The 20150-nt window shown below is 63.4% G+C and carries 20 protein-coding genes; 12 read left to right on the forward strand and 8 right to left on the reverse strand.

From position 1 onward, the window contains the following. Positions 1 to 857: 857 nt before the first annotated feature. A complete protein-coding gene (gene trmL / locus INS93_RS12655) occupies positions 858 to 1325 on the reverse strand; it encodes a tRNA (uridine(34)/cytosine(34)/5-carboxymethylaminomethyluridine(34)-2'-O)-methyltransferase TrmL (RefSeq protein WP_160020122.1) in 468 nt (155 codons plus the stop codon). On the opposite strand from trmL, the gene INS93_RS12660 reads away from it, so the two are divergent. Then, a complete protein-coding gene (locus INS93_RS12660; protein WP_192982433.1) occupies positions 1324 to 1767 on the forward strand; it encodes a hypothetical protein in 444 nt (147 codons plus the stop codon). The genes trmL and INS93_RS12660 overlap by 2 nt on opposite strands. Positions 1768 to 2103: 336 nt before the next feature. Here INS93_RS12660 and INS93_RS12665 read toward each other — a convergent pair whose 3' ends face one another. After that, entirely contained in the window at positions 2104 to 4482 is a 2379-nt protein-coding gene (locus tag INS93_RS12665; RefSeq protein ID WP_192982435.1) for a penicillin acylase family protein, read from the reverse strand. A 120-nt stretch (positions 4483 to 4602) separates the two neighbouring features. On the opposite strand from INS93_RS12665, the gene INS93_RS12670 reads away from it, so the two are divergent. Continuing rightward, positions 4603 to 5634, forward strand: coding sequence for an AraC family transcriptional regulator (locus INS93_RS12670; protein ID WP_192982437.1), 1032 nt, complete (start codon positions 4603 to 4605; stop codon positions 5632 to 5634). A gap of 182 nt (positions 5635 to 5816) precedes the next feature. Here the strand turns inward: INS93_RS12670 and INS93_RS12675 are convergent, their stop codons facing one another. After that, positions 5817 to 6398, reverse strand: coding sequence for a DUF6436 domain-containing protein (locus tag INS93_RS12675; protein ID WP_092380445.1), 582 nt, complete (start codon positions 6396 to 6398; stop codon positions 5817 to 5819). Positions 6399 to 6522: 124 nt separating this feature from the next. Here INS93_RS12675 and INS93_RS12680 point away from each other — a divergent pair, with 124 nt between their 5' ends. Next, entirely contained in the window at positions 6523 to 7464 is a 942-nt protein-coding gene (locus INS93_RS12680) for an alpha/beta hydrolase (RefSeq protein WP_192982439.1), read from the forward strand. A 2-nt stretch (positions 7465 to 7466) separates the two neighbouring features. Here INS93_RS12680 and INS93_RS12685 read toward each other — a convergent pair whose 3' ends face one another. Further along, positions 7467 to 8234, reverse strand: a complete 768-nt coding sequence (locus tag INS93_RS12685; RefSeq protein ID WP_192982441.1) for a hypothetical protein — start codon at positions 8232 to 8234, stop codon at positions 7467 to 7469. Between the two features lie 113 nt (positions 8235 to 8347). On the opposite strand from INS93_RS12685, the gene INS93_RS12690 reads away from it, so the two are divergent. Then, positions 8348 to 8971, forward strand: a complete 624-nt coding sequence (locus INS93_RS12690) for a 2OG-Fe(II) oxygenase (protein ID WP_192982443.1) — start codon at positions 8348 to 8350, stop codon at positions 8969 to 8971. A gap of 33 nt (positions 8972 to 9004) precedes the next feature. Then, on the forward strand, positions 9005 to 9496 hold the full coding sequence (locus INS93_RS12695; protein ID WP_192982445.1) for a DUF523 domain-containing protein: 492 nt from the start codon (positions 9005 to 9007) through the stop codon (positions 9494 to 9496). 135 nt (positions 9497 to 9631) lie between these two features. Here INS93_RS12695 and serA read toward each other — a convergent pair whose 3' ends face one another. Beyond that, positions 9632 to 10861, reverse strand: coding sequence for a phosphoglycerate dehydrogenase (gene serA, locus INS93_RS12700; RefSeq protein ID WP_160020113.1), 1230 nt, complete (start codon positions 10859 to 10861; stop codon positions 9632 to 9634). A gap of 181 nt (positions 10862 to 11042) precedes the next feature. Between serA and INS93_RS12705 the strand changes: the two genes are divergently transcribed. The 5 genes from INS93_RS12705 (at position 11043) to INS93_RS12725 (ending at position 15758) form a co-directional block, all read left to right on the forward strand. Then, positions 11043 to 12437 (forward strand): FAD-binding oxidoreductase, encoded by a 1395-nt coding sequence (locus INS93_RS12705; RefSeq protein ID WP_092378399.1) that lies wholly within the window; start codon positions 11043 to 11045, stop codon positions 12435 to 12437. A gap of 80 nt (positions 12438 to 12517) precedes the next feature. Further along, positions 12518 to 13183 carry a fumarylacetoacetate hydrolase family protein gene (locus INS93_RS12710; RefSeq protein WP_192982448.1) on the forward strand — a complete coding sequence of 222 codons (666 nt, stop codon included), beginning with the start codon at positions 12518 to 12520 and terminating at the stop codon, positions 13181 to 13183. A 186-nt stretch (positions 13184 to 13369) separates the two neighbouring features. Beyond that, positions 13370 to 14323 carry an SdiA-regulated domain-containing protein gene (locus INS93_RS12715; protein WP_192982451.1) on the forward strand — a complete coding sequence of 318 codons (954 nt, stop codon included), beginning with the start codon at positions 13370 to 13372 and terminating at the stop codon, positions 14321 to 14323. Between the two features lie 101 nt (positions 14324 to 14424). After that, positions 14425 to 14772 carry a NirD/YgiW/YdeI family stress tolerance protein gene (locus tag INS93_RS12720; protein WP_046493371.1) on the forward strand — a complete coding sequence of 116 codons (348 nt, stop codon included), beginning with the start codon at positions 14425 to 14427 and terminating at the stop codon, positions 14770 to 14772. A 71-nt stretch (positions 14773 to 14843) separates the two neighbouring features. Beyond that, positions 14844 to 15758: an SdiA-regulated domain-containing protein gene (locus INS93_RS12725; protein ID WP_092378393.1), complete on the forward strand. Its 915-nt coding sequence runs from the start codon at positions 14844 to 14846 to the stop codon at positions 15756 to 15758. Here the strand turns inward: INS93_RS12725 and INS93_RS12730 are convergent. Further along, positions 15755 to 16090, reverse strand: a complete 336-nt coding sequence (locus INS93_RS12730; RefSeq protein WP_046493376.1) for a YegP family protein — start codon at positions 16088 to 16090, stop codon at positions 15755 to 15757. The genes INS93_RS12725 and INS93_RS12730 overlap by 4 nt on opposite strands. 60 nt (positions 16091 to 16150) lie before the next feature. Then, a complete protein-coding gene (gene cadR, locus INS93_RS12735) occupies positions 16151 to 16603 on the reverse strand; it encodes a Cd(II)/Pb(II)-responsive transcriptional regulator (protein WP_192982454.1) in 453 nt (150 codons plus the stop codon). A 79-nt stretch (positions 16604 to 16682) separates the two neighbouring features. Here cadR and INS93_RS12740 point away from each other — a divergent pair, with 79 nt between their 5' ends. Both INS93_RS12740 and INS93_RS12745 read left to right on the forward strand, forming a co-directional pair. After that, positions 16683 to 18902, forward strand: a complete 2220-nt coding sequence (locus INS93_RS12740; protein WP_192982457.1) for a heavy metal translocating P-type ATPase — start codon at positions 16683 to 16685, stop codon at positions 18900 to 18902. Positions 18903 to 18913: 11 nt separating this feature from the next. After that, positions 18914 to 19249 (forward strand): DUF3703 domain-containing protein, encoded by a 336-nt coding sequence (locus INS93_RS12745; RefSeq protein ID WP_192982461.1) that lies wholly within the window; start codon positions 18914 to 18916, stop codon positions 19247 to 19249. Between the two features lie 176 nt (positions 19250 to 19425). Here INS93_RS12745 and rpiA read toward each other — a convergent pair whose 3' ends face one another. After that, entirely contained in the window at positions 19426 to 20097 is a 672-nt protein-coding gene (rpiA, locus tag INS93_RS12750; protein WP_017675919.1) for a ribose-5-phosphate isomerase RpiA, read from the reverse strand. Positions 20098 to 20150 lie beyond the last annotated feature (53 nt).

Genomic DNA, 20150 nt, shown 5'->3' on the forward strand with positions numbered 1-20150 from the left:
TCGGGTTAATCAAGAAAAACCTGCTCCGACCCTCGCTCGCCCACGATCTGGAGATCTAGTCACTGGCGGTCTGGAGCAGGTGTGGAACAACTTACAAGTCACTTTCTCTTGCTTGCCCAAGAGAAAGTAACCAAAGAGAAGGGCACCCCGACATCCGGCCCCGGCTGCGCCGGGGTTCCCTCATTCCATCACCACTTCAGGGGCACGCTGCGAAGGGCCATCCCTGGCCCATCGCAGCTCTCGCGACATCCATGTCGCTCAACCCCTTACGCGGTGATTCCACTCGGCCTCCTGAAGGGGACTTGGGCGTCGTCTGTGAGATCGCGTTTCAAGAGCAAAAGCTAAACGCTACCGACTTTGATCTTCCGAAGATATTGCAAGCTCGCGACCCTGTCCCCTTCAGGAGGCCGAGCGGAGGTGTTGCGTAGGGGAGCGAGCCGCATGGATGCGGCGAGATACCGATGGCGGCCCCACTTAAAGGGCCAGGGATGGCCCTTGTAAGCCGGCCCCCGGAGCAGCGCCGGAATGAGGAAACGCAGCGAAGCGAAGTAACAGCCGCAGGCTGGCCCGAAGGGTGAGCAAAGCGAATCAAGTTTCGCGCAGCGAAACCCGGATGTCGGGGTGCCCTTCTTTGGCACACCTTTCTTGGGCAAGCAAGAAAGGTGTGGCGCCCGTAAGGGGCGCAACCCAAACGCTCAACGCACGCGGTAATGGATAGTGCTAAGCCCGTGAGCAAGACGCACACAAACTTGCCAGTCCGGTGTCAAGCGTACCCGCCCCGCTAAAATGCGAAGAACCTTTCTTGTTGTACGTGATCATGATCAGGCCGGTTGGTCAGTCGGTGCACACGGCGCACCCTACAGATCACCGTCGGCGAAACCGTTCTGTCGCCAGGCCTCGTAAACGGTCACCGCCACGGTGTTGGACAGGTTCAGGCTGCGGCAACCGGCGCGCATCGGCAGGCGTACGCGCTGCTCCGGCGGCAGGGCGTTGCGCACTTCTTCGGGCAGGCCACGGCTTTCCGGACCGAACAGGAAGGCATCGCCGGGCTGGTAGGCGATCTCGTGGAACGGCTGCGAGCCCTTGGTGGTGAAGGCGAACAGGCGCGGCTGGCCAAGGCTGTCGAGGCAGCTCTGCAGGTCCGGGTGGCGCTTGAGGGTGGCGTATTCGTGATAATCCAGGCCGGCGCGGCGCAGGCGCTTGTCGTCCAGTTCGAAGCCCAGCGGCTCGATCAGGTGCAGCTGGCAGCCGCTATTGGCGCACAGCCTGATAATGTTGCCGGTATTGGGCGGAATTTCCGGTTGAAAGAGGATGACGTGGAACATGCAACACTCCGAGCGCTGGGACGAGCGCCATTCTACGCCGCCAGAAGATCCACGGCCGCGTTTGCGCTGGCGTTTCGTGGCATCGGTGATGCTGATCGCCTTTCTCGTCGGCTTGATGATCGGCCGGGTGTTCGATCCACCACGTCTGCGTATCGAGGATGCCGAGGCCTGGGAGCAGGGACTACAGCTCTGGTTCAATCGTGAGCCACAGGCACAGGCCGAGCATGTCGACGGCGCCCTGGTGTATCGCTACGAGGATGCCTACGGGCGGGTACGCGAGGGGCAACTGAAGCTGCCGCTGGGGCTGGTCAACTGGCGCGTGGAGCGCGACGGACGGGATCTGTTGCTGGTGTTGGTATCACCCCGCCCGCTGGACGGGGAGTGGCGCGGTGCGCAAGAGGATGGGCGTTGGCGTGCACGACTGGCACTGCGTCCCAAATAAAGAAGGGGATTCCCCGGCCTGCCTGTACCAAGGTCCCCGAAACGGGTGGCGCCGTGCTCATTGGCAGAGCAGCGGCGCGTTACACATGACGCGCGGTGGCGTCGAATAAAGAAGGGGATTCCCCGGCCTGCCTGTACCAAGGTCCCCGAAACTGGGATTGCCTTAGCATATGCAGGGCGTGTGCCAATTTTATTACCGCAGCGCAAAGGCGCTATTTCGCTGGGTTTGAGGCCCTCTGGCGAGGGTTGCGGCGCCTTCTGCGGCGCCACGGTGCACCAGCGTGCAGCGTGATGCACCGATGGCGCACCATGCTGTTCTGGGGTGCTGGACAGCTGTTCAGCGTGGCAGCAGCGTCAGCGTGCCCAGGCTGTTGGCTTTGACGTCGGCCTCGCTCAGGTGCTGTGGCTGATATTTGCCGGCCACATGAGACGCTGCCTGATCGCCGTAATGCGCGTCGAACGGCACGCCGCTCTGGCCGACGGGAATGCCGCCCAGCGCCTTGTCGGCATCGGCCAGGTCGACCAGGCGCCGGGTCGAGGGGCCATAGACCACGGGCCAGGGCGCCGGGCTAACCTTGTGCGAGAGGTTGTTCGGCGTTTCATGGCCGCCTGGTGCGGCAAACGGGCCCACGTTCAGCAGCCAGGCCAGCGGCTGCTGCTGGCCAAGTGGGTGCTGATGGGTGAGGGTATGACCGCGGCCCCAGCTCCAGGCATCGACATCATTGCCGAGCACGCTGCGTAGATGCGTCAGGCTGGCGCGCCAGGCGTCGGCGACGATCTGTGCGCGGCTTTCGCGTTGCTCGCTGCCCTGGCGATTCCACCAGGGCGAGTCGGCATTGGCGGTCAGGCGGGGCAGGGCAGTGTCGAGCACGCGGGTTTGCAGCAGGCTGTCGAAGAACACCTCGCCCAGCTCGTCGGCCATGGCTTCGCGGGCAAGCTGATAGGTCAGTTGGTTGAATAGGGTGGCGGCTACGGAATCGAGTTCGTGGTCGCCATTCCACTTGGCCAGTCGTTCTACCTGCGCACGCTCCTCATCGTTCGCCGCTGCGCTGCGCAGTTCGTCGAGGATCGGCGCCAGCACGCGCGGGCCATAGCCGGTACCGGGATCGAGCTGCAGCGCCTGGCTGTTCTGCGTGTCCCATTTCACCGAGGCGTCGCTCAGGTGCTGATTCAGGCGCTGGCCGCGATCGGGCAGGTTGTAATAACCGGGAATCTCGATGCCGCTGGCTGGCACGGGCTGGTAGTTGGCCGAGAGAATGTAGCCGCGCTGCGGGTTCTCTTCCTGCGGGTTGGCGCTGAAGGGGTGATAGCCGAGTTTGTCCGCGTCACCGCTGGCACCATCGAGAATGAAGGTCGGGTTGACCCCGGCCGGGCGCAGCGGCAGCTTGGCTGCGGCCCACCAGCCGATATCACCGCTGGCACCGGCCCAGATCACGTTGAGGCCGGGCGCTTCGATCTTCTCGACGGCGGCGCGGGCCTTGTCCAGGTTGTCGGCGCGGCCCAACTGGTAGAAGGCGTCGAGCATCGGGTTGTCGGTTTCGAGGAAGGCCCACCACATGGCGATCGGCGTGCTGCCGCTGGTCTGGCCCAGGGCATCGTTGATGATCGGCCCGTGCGGCGAGCGGCGCAGGGTGACCTGCACCGGCTCGGCACCTTTGACCTGGATGGTTTCCGTACGCTGCTCGAGGTCGACCCAGTTGCCCTGGTACCAGACCTGGTTGGCGTTGTCCGGGTTGACGCGCTCGGCGATCAGGTCGAGGTCGTCGTTCTGGAACATGGTCAGGCTCCAGGCGAAGTCGCGATTGTGGCCAAGCATGGCGCTGGGAATCAGTGCGTGGTGATAGCCATATAGCTCGTAGCCGGGCGCCTGCAGGTGCGCCTCGTACCAGACCGCCGGCAGCGAGAAGCGAATGTGCGGGTCCCCCGCCAGCAGCGGTTTGCCGCTGGCGGTGCGGCTGCCGGAAACAGCCCAGGCGTTGCTGCCTTCGAACTGCGGCAAGCCGGTGCCCTCCAGGGCGCTGTTGCTGAGTTGGGCGAGGGTGGAAAGATCCTGCCAGTCGCCGGCGGCCAGGGAGGTGACGAGCACGCCCTGCGGATGCCAGTCGAGATCGAACAGCTCGAGATAGTCCGCGCCCAGCGCGTCACGGATGTGGGTCATCACCGGTTCGGTGCGCAGGGCCGCGGCGAAGCTGTAGGCCATGTAGCCAGCGACACTGAGCGTATCGGCTATGGTGAAGGGACGTGGCTCGATGCCCAGCAGATCGAACTCCAGTGGACGTGGGCGGCTGGCCTGGTATTGGTTGACCCCTTCGAGATAGTGCTGCAGCGCCTGGGTGGACGAGCTCTTGGCGTCCAGCCGGGCGGCGTAGGTATCGGCGTGGCGGCCGATTTCCAGGGTGCGAAAGAGGCGGTCGGTGGGCACCAGCTTTTCGCCGAGCACTTCGGCCAGTTCACCGCGCGCCAGGCGACGCAGCAGCTCCATCTGGAACAGACGATCCTGAGCGTGGACGAAACCCAGGGCGCGGTACATATCCGCTTCATTCTCGGCGCGGATGTGTGGCACGCCGCGTTCGTCGTAGTCGACCTTGACCGGCGCCTGCAGTGCGGCGAGTACCCATTCGCCGTCGCGTTGCGGTTGCTTGTCGTGCAGGTACCAGGTCAGGCCGCCAGCGGCGGCAGCAACCACCAAAGCAAGGGCGGTCAGGGAGCGTTTCATCGAGCGATCCTTATTGTTGTGAGGCAAGCGTGCGGGCATTTTGCTCAGGCGCGTGGGCAGTGGCATTGACCATATGCCTCAATGCTGAAAGTCTATGGTCAATACTTGCCCGGAACCGCCATGGTCGATAACGCCTTCGTCGCCCTTACCCACTCCTCGACCCTGCGTCGGCTGCTCTACGAGGCCCTGGCGGCGCTGGGGCTCGACCCGACCGACACCTACCGCCGTGCCTACGCCGGTGTGCCGCTTGCTGCGCCGCTGCTGGAAGCGCGCGAGGAGCACGACAATGCGCCGCGCTTCTGGCAGGCGCTGGAGGGCATCAGCGGTGACGCCGATATCGGCCTGCACCTGGGCGAGGTCATGCAGCCACGGCCGATGGATGTGGTCAGCTACCTGCTGCTGGCGGCTCGCGATCTGCGCCAGGGCCTGCAGGCCTTCGTGCGTTTTCAGCACATTCTGTCCGGCGGTTTCGTTGCGCGGCTGGAGGAGCAGGGGGACGAGGCGCACCTGGTGATCGATCTCAACTATCGCGAGGTTGGCTCGCTGCGTCAGCAGATGGAGTGCCTGGCCGTGCTGCTGAGCAAGATGCTGGCGTCGGCCGCTGGCGGCGAGTTGCCGCTGCTGGGTGTGGAATTTCGTCATCGTGCTCCGCGCAAGCTTGCCGAGCATCGCCGTTTGCTGAGTGTCGAACCCCGTTTCTCGCGGCCGCACGACGTGCTGATCCTGCCGCGTGCGCTGCTCTCACGGCCTTCGCGCAGCGCCAGCCCGCGGCTGTTCGAGGTGCTCAGCGAGGAAGCCGAGAAGCAGTTGGCGGGTTTACTGGAGAACCAGCTGCTGGTGCGGGTGCGCTACTGGCTGGAGGTCAATCTGGGCGGTACGACCTGCAGCCTGGGGGCCTGTGCACGGGCGCTGGGCAGCAATCGCGGTGCCTTGCAGCGTTCGCTGAGTGAGCAGGGCAGCAGTTTTCGCGCACTGCACGATGAGGTGCGGCGCCTGCGTGCGTTGCGCCTGCTGGATCAGGGCCTGGGCGTGCGCGAGGTGGCGCGGGCCTGCGGTTTCGCCGAGTTGTCGCCGTTCTACCGCGCCTTTCGTCGCTGGCAGGGCGGGACGCCGCGCGGTCTGGTAGCGCGCCACGGATCGACTGGCGTTTGAGGTGCTCTCGGGTGGGTTAGCCGCCTGTCGCACTTGTCAGTCGATTCGCCATATCAGCTGCGGCGTAACCCACCGCCGGCGTAAGGCGATCTACCGCCTGGTGGGTTACGCGACGCCCTGCTTTGCTCGGTGACAGGGCGTTTGGTGTTCAGTGTCGCTAACCCACCCTTGTATCTACGGGGTCAATCGTTGCTCGGCTTGGCCCAGTCACAGAAGCAGCCCACCGCCAGGGTATTGCTGGCATTCACCTTGCGCCCGGCCGCCAGCGCTTCGAGAATCGGCTCGATGAAGCTGTTGCTCGAGTTGCACACCAACCCTTCGCTGTAGGGGCCGAAGTAGGCCAGCTGGCCCTGTTTGTCCCAGATCGCTACGGCAGGGCTGGCCGGCAGGTTGGCGCTGCCGGGTAGCTCATCGATGGGTTGCAGCGCGGCCAGTTCGGCGGGCAGGCGGCCCTGGCTACCGGGCTTCTGTACGACATGAAATTGCACGCCCTTTGGCGTGTAGTGTTCGATCAGTTCGGCCAGGTGCTGCTGGTTGCCGACATTGCATGGGCAGGCCGGGTCCCAGAAATGCACCAGGCGGATCGCACCGGGGCCACTCAGTTCAGCGGGCAGCTGCAGTTCGGCGCCGGAGAACACCGCTGCGCGCTCGTCGAAGGTGCGCAGGTAACGCGTTTCGAACCAGCGGTAGGCCAGCACCATGCCGGCCAGCCAGGCCAGGGCGAGCAGGGCGATGAGCAGGTTCTTGCGTGTCAGGCGGGGCATGGGGCAGGCCGGGCGTAAAAGGGCGTGTAGCTTGCCACGATGCGCCGGGCAGCTGAATATCGCAGCATTCGAGGAGATGTCGTCGGGATCGTCCGCGCGCATCCTGCAACCTATGGAAAGCCCTATGTCAGAGCCGTTTCAGCCCGATCAATTGCGCCCTCTGCTGCGACCCTTGGCCGCAGCACACCTGGATCTGCCGGCGCTGCAGGCGTATCGCAGCTTCTACGGCTTCGACCGGTCTGCGCGCTTTGCCGGGCTGGACAACCGCCTCGGCAGCTTCAATGCTGCCGGCTATCAGATTGCCGTGCAGATGTGGGCGCCGGCCGAACCGCGCGGCACCCTGCTATTGCTGCACGGCTATTACGACCATATGGGCCTGTACCGGCATGTGGTCGACTGGGCGTTGAGCATGAATTTCGCCGTGCTCGCCTGCGATCTGCCGGGGCACGGTCTGTCCAGCGGCGCGCGCGCCAGCATTGGTGATTTTGCCGAGTATCAGCAGGTGCTGGGCGGGTTGTTCGAGCAGGCCAGCGAGCTGGGGTTGCCGCAGCCCTGGCATCTTTGTGGTCAGAGCACGGGCGGCGCGATTGCGCTGGATTATCTGCTCACGGACGGCAAGCGCCCGGAACTGGGGCAGAGCATTCTCCTGGCGCCATTGGTGCGGCCGCGCGCCTGGGCCTGGTCGAAGCTCAGCTATCGAATGCTCAGCCCCTTCGTCCGCGAAATTCCACGGCGCTTCAGCGAAAACTCCAGCGACGCCGCCTTCATCGACTTCGTGCACAACCTCGATCCCCTGCAGCCGCGCAGCTTGCCGACTGCCTGGGTGGGGGCGTTGGCCAAGTGGGTGCCGCGCATCGAGGCTGCCGGGCGCAGCGCACACAGCCCGCTGATCATTCAGGGCGAGGCGGACATGACCGTGGACTGGCGCCACAACCTCGAGGTGCTGCAGGACAAGTTCCATCAGCCACAGATCCTGCGGCTGACGGAGGCGCGTCACCACCTGGCCAATGAGAACGAGGCGCTGCGCCTGCGTTACTTCGATTTTCTGCGCGAGCGATTGGCGTAGGGTCAGATGCCCTGCGGCGCTGGTGCAAGCTCGTTGGTGCTCATGCCTACTGCAAGGCCTGCGCGCAGCGCCTGCAGGGCAGCCTGGTAATAGGCTTTACCCGCCTCCGACTGGGCGAATTCGACGAACTGCTCCAACTCGGGGTCGCTCAGCTCGCGATAGACGTGCAGCAGGGTGTTGTCGAGATCCTGTTCGATCTGCGTCATCAGACGCTCACGTTGGCCATTGAGCAGCCCCTGAGCCTGGCCGCCGCCGAGTAGGCCGGGAATCATCTGGCTGAGGCTGTCGGCCGCCACGCCGGCCAGCGCCAGACTGACTTCGGCGCCGGCTTCCTTGGCGGGAATGGCCTGGGCCAGGTGACGAATCAGCAGGCGACGGGTGGCATCGGCGTCGGTGCGTGGCAGACCATTGGCGTACTTGGCCAATTGGTCGCTACGGGTGGCCAGCGTCTCGGCGGCGACGATCTTGCGGCCCAGTGCGGATTCGAAGAAGGCCAGCGCCGGCTGCGGGTCAGCCAGCTCCTTGCTCAGGCTGTGTTGCGCGCGCTGGTCGATGGCGGCAGCGGCGAAGCGGCGATTGCTGTTATCCACCAGTGCCTGAAACACCGCCGGTGGCAGGGTGCTGCGGTAGCGCTGCTGAGCAGCGTCGAGCGCCTGATTGAAATGTTCACGCTGTTGCGGCCAGCCGGCAGCCTGATACAGGCGCAGGTGGTCGTCTGCCAGGGCCGGCAAGGTCAGGCCAATCAGCAACAGGGCAAACAGAACGCGCATCGAAAACTCCTTGGCAAACTTTCCTGGCCGGCCGCAGGGTGCTGCGGCCGGTTATTTTCGGCGGCTGGCGGAGGCTTGTCGAGTCACGACATGCCACTGATACAATCGCCGCCATGACCGAATCCAGCCTGCAAGACCTCTTTTCCGGCCCTATCGACGACCTTGCCAGCCAGGGCTGGTCGCAACGGGCGTTGTTCGCCCCAGAAGTTCTGACCCGCGAACTGGCCGTCGAGTGCCGCACGCGTGCACAGAATGGCGAACTCAATGCCGCCAGCGTTGGTCGCGGGGGCACGCAGCAGGTGCAGGAAGGGATTCGTGGCGACCACATTCAATGGCTGGAACCTGGCCAGAGCCAAGCCTGTGATCAGTACCTGCAACTGATGGACGGTTTGCGTCAGGCACTCAATCAGGCGCTCTATCTGGGGCTCGAAGACTACGAATGCCACTTCGCCTGTTATGCACCGGGGGCCTTCTATCAGCGTCATCTCGATCGTTTTCGCGATGACGACCGCCGCACCGTGTCGGCGGTGTTCTATCTGAACGAGGACTGGCAGGCCGAGCAGGGCGGAGCGTTGCGCCTGTATCTGGCCGATGGCCGTGAGCACGACGTACTGCCTCAGGCGGGAACGCTGGCGCTGTTTCTGTCTTCCGAGATGCCTCACGAGGTGCTGCCTGCCACCCGCGAACGGCTGTCGTTGACCGGCTGGTTCAGACGTCGGGGTGGCGCGGTGCTCTGAGTTTTGCGAGCGGCAGTCATGGAGAGCGAGTCGATGCAGAAGATACTGGTCAGCCGCTGCCTGCTCGGGCATCGGGTGCGTTATGACGGCGGTGCTCACGGTCCCTTCGATCAGCTGCAGCGGTGGATGGACGAAGGACGAGTGGTGGCGCTGTGCCCGGAGGTGGCAGGTGGGTTGTCGACGCCGCGCCCGCCTGCGGAAATTCGCGATGGACAGGGTGGTGCGGTGTTGGATGGTCGGCTGCCCGTACTGACGATCGAAGGCGCGGATGTCACGGCTGCATTCGTCGACGGCGCCGAACAAGCGTTGGCGCTGGTGCACGAGCACAACATCCGCCTGGCACTGCTGAAGGCGCGAAGCCCTTCGTGTGGCAATCTGGAAAACTACGACGGCAGCTTCAGCGGTGTGCGAGTGCCGGGTGAGGGGGTTACTGCTGCCCTGCTGAAACGAGCCGGGGTGAAGGTGTTCAACGAAATGCAGTTGGACGAAGCAGCAGCCGAATTGGCGCGGTTGGAGCGCGATTGAGGTAGCCCGGGTGCAATCCGGGGCACGGTGGTGAGCGCGGCGCTCCCTACGGAATGAGAAAGGGAGGCCGAAGCCTCCCTTTGTTCATTTCTGCATACCTCCAACGCCGTATCGCCGAGGCGCAGCAGCTCCGTTTTAGAACAGGACGCGGCTGCGGATGGTGCCATTGACGTGCTGCAGTTTCTCCAGCGCCAGGTCGGAGTACTCGGCGTCGACGTCGATCACCACGTAGCCGACCTTGTCGTTGGTCTGCAGGAACTGGCCGGAGATGTTGATGCCGTTGTCGGCGAACACCTTGTTGATTTCGCTCATCACGCCCGGAATGTTCTCGTGGATATGCAGCAGGCGGTGCTTGCCCGGGTGTGCCGGCAGGGCCACTTCAGGGAAGTTGACCGAGGACACCGAAGTACCGTTGTCACTGTACTTGACCAGCTTCTCGGCTACTTCCAGGCCGATGTTGGCCTGCGCTTCGGCGGTGGAACCACCGATGTGCGGGGTCAGGATCACGCGATCCAGGCCACGCAGCGGGCTCTCGAACTCTTCGTCGTTGGACTTGGGCTCGACCGGGAACACGTCGATGGCCGCGCCGATCAGGTGCTCGTCCTTGATCGCATTGGCCAGGTGATCCAGCTCGACCACGGTGCCGCGCGCGGCGTTGATCAGGATGCCGCCCTTCTTCATGGCGCGGATTTCCTTCTCGCCGATCATCCACTGGGTGGACGGCAGCTCAGGAACATGCAGAGACACGATGTCGCACAGGCCCAGCAGCTCGTACAGATCGCCGATCTGCGTGGCGTTACCCAGTGGCAGCTTGGTCACGGTGTCGTAGAAGAACACCTGCATGCCCAGGGCCTCGGCCAGGACCGAGAGCTGGGTGCCGATGGAGCCGTAGCCGACGATACCCAGCTTCTTGCCGCGGATCTCGAAGGAGTTGGCCGCCGACTTGATCCAGCCGCCACGGTGGCAGGAGGCGTTCTTCTCGGGAATGCCGCGCAGCAACAGGATGGCCTGGGCCAGTACCAGTTCGGCGACCGAGCGGGTGTTGGAGTAAGGCGCGTTGAATACCGCGATACCACGCTCACGGGCGGCGTTCAGGTCGACCTGGTTGGTACCGATGCAGAAGCAACCGACGGCGACCAGCTTCTTCGCGCAGTCGAAGACTTCTGCCGTCAGCTGGGTGCGCGAGCGAATACCGATGAAGTGGGCATCGGCGATCTTTTCTTTCAGCTCTTCGCCTGACAGCGCGCCCTTGAGGTACTCGATGTTGCTATAGCCGGCGGCCTTCAGGGTGTCCACGGCATTCTGGTGGACGCCTTCGAGAAGAAGGAACTTGATCTTGCTCTTGTCGAGAGAGGTCTTGCTCATCGGAGTACCTGTTGTCCCAGGGATGTTGGCAGGGAAGGGCCGAGAAACTCAGCCAGCGCCCGTAGATCGCTGCATGGCTCGATTCACGGGGTGCGTATGCTAGCATGTTCGCCTTTTTCAATGCTCGGTTGCGACCTGAATGGTTCTCAGGGCGACCATGAATCCTTTGAGAGTTCCGTAGATGACCACCCCTGCCCAGATCGAAGAGCTGAAGACCCTGGTTGAACCCGGCAAGGTACTGACCGACGCCGATTCCCTCGAGGCCTATGGCAAGGACTGGACCAAGCATTTCGCCCCGGCGCCTTCGGCCATCGTCTTCCCCAAGACTACCGAGCAGGTGCAGGCCATCGTGCGCTGGGCCAACGCGCACAAGATCGCCCTCGTGCCGTCTGGCGGCCGTACCGGCCTGTCGGCCGCTGCCGTGGCGGCCAACGGCGAAGTGGTGGTGGCGTTCGACTACATGAACCAGATTCTCTCGTTCAACGAGTACGACCGTGCAGCGGTATGCCAGCCGGGCGTGGTGACCAAGCAGCTGCAGCTGTTTGCCGAAGAGAAAGGCCTCTATTACCCGGTGGACTTCGCCTCTTCGGGCTCCAGCCAGATTGGCGGCAACATCGGCACCAATGCCGGCGGGATCAAGGTGATTCGCTACGGCATGACCCGCAACTGGGTGGCGGGCCTGAAGGTCGTGACCGGTACCGGCGAACTGCTTGAACTGAACAAGGACCTTATCAAGAACGCCACCGGTTACGACCTGCGCCAGCTGTTCATCGGTGCCGAAGGTACGCTGGGCTTCGTGGTCGAGGCGACCATGCGCCTGGATCGCGCGCCGAAGAACCTCACCGCGATGGTGCTCGGCACCGCTGATTTCGACTCGATCATGCCGGTGCTGCACGCCTTCCAGAGCAAGCTCGACCTGACCGCGTTCGAGTTCTTCTCCGACAAGGCCCTGGCCAAGGTGCTCGGCCGTGGCGACGTGCCGGCGCCGTTCGAAAGCGAATGCCCCTTTTATGCCTTGCTGGAGTTCGAAGCCAGTACCGAGGAAGTGGCCAACCAGGCGCTGGAAACCTTCGAGTACTGCGTCGAGCAGGGTTGGGTGGTCGACGGCGTGATGAGCCAAAGCGAGCAGCAGCTGCAGAACCTGTGGAAGCTGCGCGAATACATCTCCGAGACCATCAGCCACTGGACACCGTACAAGAACGACATCTCGGTCACGGTCAGCCAGGTGCCGGCCTTCCTCAAGGATATCGACGCCATCGTCGAAGCCAACTACCCGGATTTCGAGGTGGTGTGGTTCGGTCATATCGGTGACGGCAACCTGCACCTGAATATCCTCAAGCCCGAGAACTTGTCCAAGGACGAGTTCTTCGCCAAGTGCGCAGTGGTCAACAAGTGGGTGTTCGAGACCGTACAGAAGTACAACGGCTCGATCAGCGCCGAGCACGGTGTGGGCATGACCAAGCGTGATTACCTGCACTACAGTCGTTCGCCGGCGGAAATTGCCTGCATGAAGGCGGTCAAGGCGGTGTTCGATCCCAACGGCATCATGAACCCCGGCAAGATTTTCGCGGTTTGATCTCGTAGGGTGCGCTACGCGCACCCATGATCGAACGCGTCTTGGTGCGCACGGCGCACCCTACTGATCAGGAGTCCCCGATGAGTTATCAGCACCAGTACGTCGACGGAACCACCGTCCACTTCCCCCTCGGCAAGGTCGTTTGCATTGGCCGCAACTACGCCGAGCACGCCAGGGAACTGAACAACCCGGTGCCCAGCGAGCCCTTGCTATTCATCAAACCGGGCTCCTGTGTTGTGCCGCTCGATAGTGGCTTCGCCATTCCCGAGGATCGCGGTTCGGTGCATTACGAGGCGGAAATCGCTGTGCTGATTGGCAAGCCGCTGTCGAAGGCGCCGGATGCCGAGGAAGTGCGTGACGCCATCAGCGGCTTCGCCCCGGCCCTGGACCTGACCCTGCGTGACGTGCAAGCCAAGCTCAAGGAGAAGGGCTATCCCTGGGAAATCGCCAAGAGCTTCGACGGTGCCTGCGTGCTGGCGCCTTTCGTACCCGGCGATGCCATCGAGGACCTGGCCGATATCGGCATTCGCCTGGTGATCAACGGCGAAACCCGCCAAGACGGCAACAGCCGCGACATGCTCAACCCCATCCTCAGCATGATCCAGCACATGGCCGGGCACTTCGCCCTGCAGCCGGGTGACGTGATTCTCACCGGCACGCCGGTCGGCGTTGGCGCGCTGAACAAGGGCGATGAGCTGGTGCTGGAGTTGGTCGGTCACAGTAGTTTCACCAGCCGCGTGCTATAGAACTGCCCACGATCCCGCTGCGCGTCGGCCCTGCGGCGTTAAAAACAGGCTCGGAATGCTCATGTACAAAAGTACACTCCGCTTCCTCGCCTGTTTTTGCCTTGCATGGCTCTAGCTCGCAAGATCGTGCACAGGTTCTATACCAATCGCCGCCTCTTCAGGCGGCGGAACTCTTCCAGACATCGGATGTCGGATCGCCGTCAAGCAGCCGAGCCGTCTCCGATGCCCTCCCTTCGTTCCCGCCTTTCTCGCCCCCGTTATTGGTTGTCCGGCATGGCCGTGCTGGCTGTGGTCACAGCAGTAAAAACCCAGCATCTGGATGATCGCGCCCTGCTCTGGTGGCAGGAGGGGCATACGCCGTTGGTCGAGCGCTTGGCCAGCGTCTGGCTGCCTGGCTACCGTGCGGTTATTCAGGCCAAGCCCTTGTCTGGCCTGGAGCGAGATGAAACTTCGGGGCTTACCTACAACCCGGTAACCGGCACCCTCTTCACCGTCACGGGCAAGAATCCACTGTTGGTGGAGCTCTCGCGTGAGGGGGAGGTGTTGCGGCGTATCCAGCTGAAGGGCTTCTCTGATCCGGAAGCGGTAGAGATGATGGATAACGGGCGCATGGCCATCGTCGATGAGCGTCGTCGTCAGCTCATCACCTTTACCCTGCGTGACGATGACCTGGAACTGGATGCGGCCGATTTACCCGGTTTCGACCTGGGCTTTGTCGACGCGGGTAACAAGGGCTTCGAAGCCGTTGGCTGGGATGCGCGCAGCAGCAGCCTGATGCTGGGCAAGGAGCGTAGCCCGATGGGCTTGTTCAGCCTGCCTTTTCCTGGCGAGGACGGTGCAGCTGGCATGATGCAGCCTTTCAACTACGGCAGTCTGGGAGTGCGCGATATTTCTTCGCTGAGTATCGATGCGCGTACCGGCCATGCGCTGGTGCTGTCCGATGAGTCGCGCATGCTGCTGGAGCTGGATCGTAGCGGTCACCCGGTCAGCTTTCTCAGCCTTACCGGCGGTCTCAACGGTCTGGAACAGGGCATCAAGCAGGCTGAGGGCGTGACCATGGACGAAGAGGGCAACATCTATATCGTCGCCGAGCCCAATCTTTTTTACGTTTTCAGCAAGGCGCAACCGGGTGCCAGTTGAGTGGGGTGGCGGATTCAGTTTGGCTTAAGCCGCGATTCAGTCTGGCTTCAGCTAGCGGCACTAATCTGACCCCGTCACTTACGAACAACGAGGTTCACACCATGAAACGTACCGCTCTCGCTCTGATGGTTCTGCCGCTGCTCAGCACTGCCGCTTTCGCCACTGGCTACACCGGCCCTGGCGCTACCCCGCAGGTCACCACGGTATCTGCTGCACTGCAGGCTGCCGATGACACCCATGTCGTACTGGAAGGTCAGATCGTCAAGCGCCTGCAGGACGAGCTCTACGAGTTCAAGGACGCCACCGGCACCATCCAGGTCGAAATCGACGACGAAGACTGGCCGGGCCAGACAGTTTCGGAAACCGCCAAGGTGCGTCTGACCGGTGAAGTCGACAAGGACTTCAACAGCCGCGAGATCGATGTCGATCGCGTCGAACTGATCAACTGATCGCGATATCCCGCCCGCCCGCCACGTCAAGCCCGTGGCGGGCTTTTCCGTGGTCGTCAGAGAAGTCCATCATGCGTCGTTTGCTCTCCATAAACCCCTGGTTCTATCTGCTGTTCTTTGTGTTCTTGCTTGGCGCCGTGCTGGGTCAGCAGTATCGGCTGTTCGAGCGAGCCTGGTTCTCTGTGCAGGAATGGCAGCATGGCGCGCAGTGGCGCGGTCAGTCGCTGTGGCTGGGTGACTACCGCGTGGTGATCGAGGCCAAGCCGATTGCCGATATCAGCGACGTATCGGCGCTGACCTACGATCCGGATCGCCGCAGCCTGTTCAGCGTCACCAACAAGCCAGCCAAGGTGATCGAGATCAGCCTGCAGGGCGAGCTCAAGCGCACCATCGATCTCGAGGGGTTTGGTGATCCCGAGGCCATCGAATATGTGGCGCCCGGTACCTATGTCATTGCCGACGAGCGCGAGCAGCGCCTGGTCAAGGTGCGCATCGACGACGCCACGCGCGTGATCGACGCAGCCGATTTCCAGCAACTTTCCCTGGGTATCGGGCGCAACGGCAACAAGGGTTTCGAAGGGTTGGCCTACGATGCGAAGGATCAGCGTCTGCTGGTGGCCAAGGAGCGCGATCCGGTGCGTATCTTCGAGGTGCTCGGCTTCCCCCATGTCGACGAGAGCAAGCCGCTGGCGCTGCAAGTCAATACCGACCCCAAGCGCGATGCGCGGCTGTTCGTGCGCGACCTTTCCAGCCTCGACTTCGATACGGCGACCGGCCATCTGCTGGCGCTGTCGGATGAGTCGCGCCTGGTGATCGAGTTGAACACCGAGGGCAAGCCGATCAGTACCCTGTCGCTGCTACGTGGTCAGCATGGCCTGCAGCGCAGTGTGCCGCAGGCGGAGGGCGTGGCGACGGATGACGACGGCAACCTGTACCTGATCAGTGAGCCGAACCTGTTCTATGTGTTCAGGAAACAGGCCGACTAGCCCGTCTGGTCGTCCGTTTGCGCATCGGGCGCGTTCTTCTGCACCGACTCGATGCCGCTCTTGCAGCTGGCGGCGCTGGCATACATCTGACTTTGCCCGACTACCTGGCCGTTGGTGGCCATGAGCAGGAAGTAGTGTTTGTCGTTGCTCGAGGTCTTGGTCTCGAAGGCGCCGTCGCGCTGTGAGTTCTTCTTCACCGACTCGATGCCGTTCAGTGCCGAGTCCTTGGCCTTGTACATCTCGCTGGTGAGGATGACCTGGCCATTGCTGGCCAGCAGGTTGAAGTGGAATTGGCCGTCTTTGGCTTTCTTCAGCTCGAACTTTCCAGACATGTTCATTTCTCCCTGAGCGCCCGGCGGTATGCCGCAGCGATGTTCAGCAAGCGTAGACCATCAATGCGAATGGCTCTTGCCGACATGGGTATGGCCATCGTCCGGTAGTGGCTGCACGCCGCCGCTGACGTTGAGCTGGCGCAGGATGCCGCAGTCTTCCGCCTGCTTGGGGCCGTTGCAACGGTCACGCAACTCGGTGAGTTGCGCGCGTAGCGCCTGCAGGCTGTCGATGCGCGCCTGAACATGCTCGATATGTTCGTCCACCAGGCTGTTGATGCCGGCGCAGCTCTCTTGGGGCAGGTCGCGCAGGGCCAGCAGTCGTTGAATCTCTTCCAGGGTCATGTCCAGCGTCCGGCAATTGCGGATGAACACCAGACGTTCCAGGTGCTGTGCGCCGTAAAGGCGGTAGTTGCCTTCGCTGCGTGCGGGCGCCGGCAGCAGGCCTTCGCGTTCGTAGTAGCGTACGGTCTCTACCTGGCAGCCGGCCTTTTTCGCCAGTTCTCCGATTTTCATGGGATCGCTCCGTGGATGCTTGACCCTATAGTGACTACAGGGTGTGTACTCGGCAATAGACACCTGACGGAGATTGGCCATGAGCCACTGCTGCGATCACTCGCGCCAACAGTCACCTGCTCACCCTGAGCATGTCCACGATCACACTGGACACAATCACGAGGCCGTGGCGCAACCAGCGGACGCCGCGCTGACGGGCGCGCGCAATACCCGCATTCGCATCGAGCAGATGGATTGCCCCACGGAAGAGCGCCTGATTCGCGACGCGCTGGGTCGCCTGCCTGGCGTGGCCGGTCTGCATTTCAATCTGCTGCAGCGCGTGCTGACCGTGAGTCATGACGAGGGCATGCTGGCGCAGGTGCTGCCGGCCATCCGCGCATTGGGCTTCACCCCCCAGGTGGAGGACGAGGGTGCTGCTCAGCAGCCGGTCGTCGTGCCTGAGAAAAAGCCCTGGTGGCCGCTGGCGCTGGCGGGTGGGGTGGCAACCGCTTCGGAAGTCGTGCATTTCACCGGGCTCGGCCCGGACTGGCTGGTGGCGCTACTGGCCATTGCTGCCATCCTGATGTGCGGGTTGAACACCTACAAAAAGGGCTGGATCGCCCTGAAGAACCGCAACCTCAATATCAATGCTCTGATGAGCATCGCCGTGACCGGCGCAGTGCTGATCGGCCAGTGGCCGGAAGCGGCGATGGTGATGGTGCTGTTCACCCTGGCCGAGTTGATCGAGGCGCGCTCGCTGGATCGGGCGCGTAACGCCATACGCGGGCTGATGGATCTGGCGCCGCCGCGCGCCACCGTGCAGCAGGTTGATGGCAGTTGGCAGGAGGTCGACGTGCAGGCCATCGGTCTGGGCGCGGTGGTGCGGGTGCGTCCTGGTGAGCGCATCAGCCTCGATGGTGAGGTGGTCGGCGGCTTGTCGACGGTGAATCAGGCGCCGATCACCGGAGAAAGCCTGCCGGTGGAAAAACGTGTGGGCGACTCGGTGTTCGCTGGCACCATCAACGAGGCGGGCTCGCTGGAGTTTCGCGTAAGCGCGGCAGCACGTGACACCACGCTGGCGCGCATCATTCATGCGGTGGAGGAGGCGCAGGGCTCGCGTGCACCGACCCAGCGTTTCGTCGATCAGTTCTCGCGCATCTATACCCCGGCGGTCTTCGCCTTCGCTCTGGCGGTGGCCGTGCTGCCGCCGCTGGTCATCGGTGGCACCTGGCTCGACTGGGTCTACCGCGCCCTGGTGCTGCTGGTGGTGGCTTGCCCCTGTGCGTTGGTGATTTCTACGCCGGTTACCATCGTCAGCGGCCTGGCGGCCGCCGCCCGCAAGGGCATCCTGATCAAGGGCGGCGTCTATCTGGAGAACGGGCGACATCTGGCCCTGCTGGCGCTGGACAAGACCGGCACGCTGACCCATGGCAAACCGGTGCAGACCGACAGCCTCCACTTGCTGGACGTGGATGAACCGCTGCACGCCGCTTGGGCGGCGAGCCTGGCCGCGCGCTCGGATCACCCGGTTTCCAGGGCGTTGGCCCAGCGTGCCGAAGAGCAGGGGCAGGCGTTGCACGCTGTCGAGGATTTCGAGGCGCTGCCCGGGCGGGGTAGCAAAGGTCGGATCGAGGGCACGCTTCTCCATATAGGTAACCACCGCCTGGTCGAAGAACTCGGGCTGTGCTCGGCGCAACTGGAGCAGCGCCTCGAGGCACTGGAACGCCAGGGCAAGAGCGTGGTGGTGCTGTGCGACGAACAGCGCGCGCTGATGCTCTTCGCCGTGGCCGACACGGTGCGCCAGACCAGCCGCGAGGCGGTCGCCGAACTTCACGAACTGGGTGTGCGTACCTTCATGCTCAGCGGTGACAACGCCCATACCGCCGCGGCCATCGCCGAACAGGTTGGTGTCGACGAAGCACGTGGCGACCTGTTGCCAGCCGACAAGCTGGCCTGGGTCGAGGCGCGTCAGGCACGCGGCAAGGTGGTCGGGATGGTCGGTGATGGCATCAACGATGCGCCGGCTCTGGCCAAGGCCGAGATCGGCTTTGCCATGGGCGCCGCCGGCACCGACACCGCCATCGAGACGGCCGACGTGGCATTGATGGACGACGATCTGCGCAAGATTCCGGCCTTCGTTCGCCTGTCGCGGCAGACCCACGCCATTCTCCTGCAGAACATCGTCCTGGCACTGGGGATCAAGGCCGTTTTCCTGGGCATGACCCTGGTGGGCGAGGCGACCATGTGGATGGCCGTGTTCGCCGACATGGGCGTGAGCCTGATGGTGGTGTTCAGCGGCCTGCGCTTGTTGCGCAAATGAAGGAAGGCGATATGAACATGGAACTGCAAGTCGCCATCGACGAGGCTTTCGCTCAGGCGCAACAGGAACTGCGTGCCCGCCGTAGCGCCGAAGCGATGGTCTGGCTGGAGCGGGCGCACATCCTTACTCAGCGTCGCCCATCGCTGCATGCACGTTCACATTGCTTGATGCTGTGGGCCGGCTGGCAACAAGGGGATGTGCGCGAGGTGCTTGGGCAAATGCCGCGCATCCTGGCGGCGCTGCTGTTCTCGCGCATCTGGGTGCCCATAGGCAACACTGGGCGGGCGCGGGTCAGTGCCTTTCAACCCATGCCGATAAGCGAGGAGCTGCGCCGCCTGTTGGAGTAGGGTTGGACAAGCGCACCTGCCGTTTCCGGTGCGCATGGCGAATCGCAGGAGGCTCGGATTGCATTCGGGCTACCGACTGCGCAAACCAGAGTGGGTGGAACAACGGACTCTGTGGGAGGGGCTTAAGCCGCGACAATCGCCGCTGAAGCGCCTCCCACAAGATATGCCGGTCAGATTCAGCGCTTGAGCGTTTTCACGCCTTCGGCAGTTCCGAGCAACAGCAGGTCTGCCGGGCGAGCGGCGAACAGGCCATTGGTGACCACGCCGACGATGGCGTTGATGTCCGCTTCCAGCTTCACCGGGTCGGTGATCGACAGGTTGTGCACGTCGAGGATGACGTTGCCGTTGTCGGTCAGCACGCCTTCGCGATACACCGGGTCGCCGCCCAGCTTCACCAGCTCGCGGGCGACATGGCTGCGCGCCATGGGGATGACTTCCACCGGCAGCGGGAAGGCGCCCAGTACCGGCACCAGCTTGCTGGCGTCGGCGATGCAGATGAAGGTCTTGGCCACGGCGGCAACGATCTTCTCGCGAGTCAGCGCCGCGCCGCCGCCTTTGATCAGGTGCAGACGCTCGTCGCTCTCGTCGGCGCCGTCGACATAGAACTCCAGCTCGGCGGTGCTGTTGAGGTCGTAGACCGGGATGCCATGGCCCTTCAGGCGTGCGGCTGTGGCTTCGGAGCTGGCGACGGCGCCATCGAAGTCCATCTTGTGCTTGGCCAGCGCGTCGATGAAGAAGTTGGCGGTGGAGCCGGTGCCGACGCCGACGATGCTCTTGCTGTCGAGGCGCGGGAGAATGTGGTCGACGGCGGCCTGGGCCACGGCCTGTTTCAGCTGATCCTGGTTCATCGCGGGAGAATGCCTGGGAAGGTGTAGGAAGTAGGCGCGAATTATAGCCGCAA

This window comes from Pseudomonas sp. EggHat1 (assembly GCF_014892995.1).
GTDB classification, from domain to species: domain Bacteria; phylum Pseudomonadota; class Gammaproteobacteria; order Pseudomonadales; family Pseudomonadaceae; genus Aquipseudomonas; species Aquipseudomonas chaetocerotis.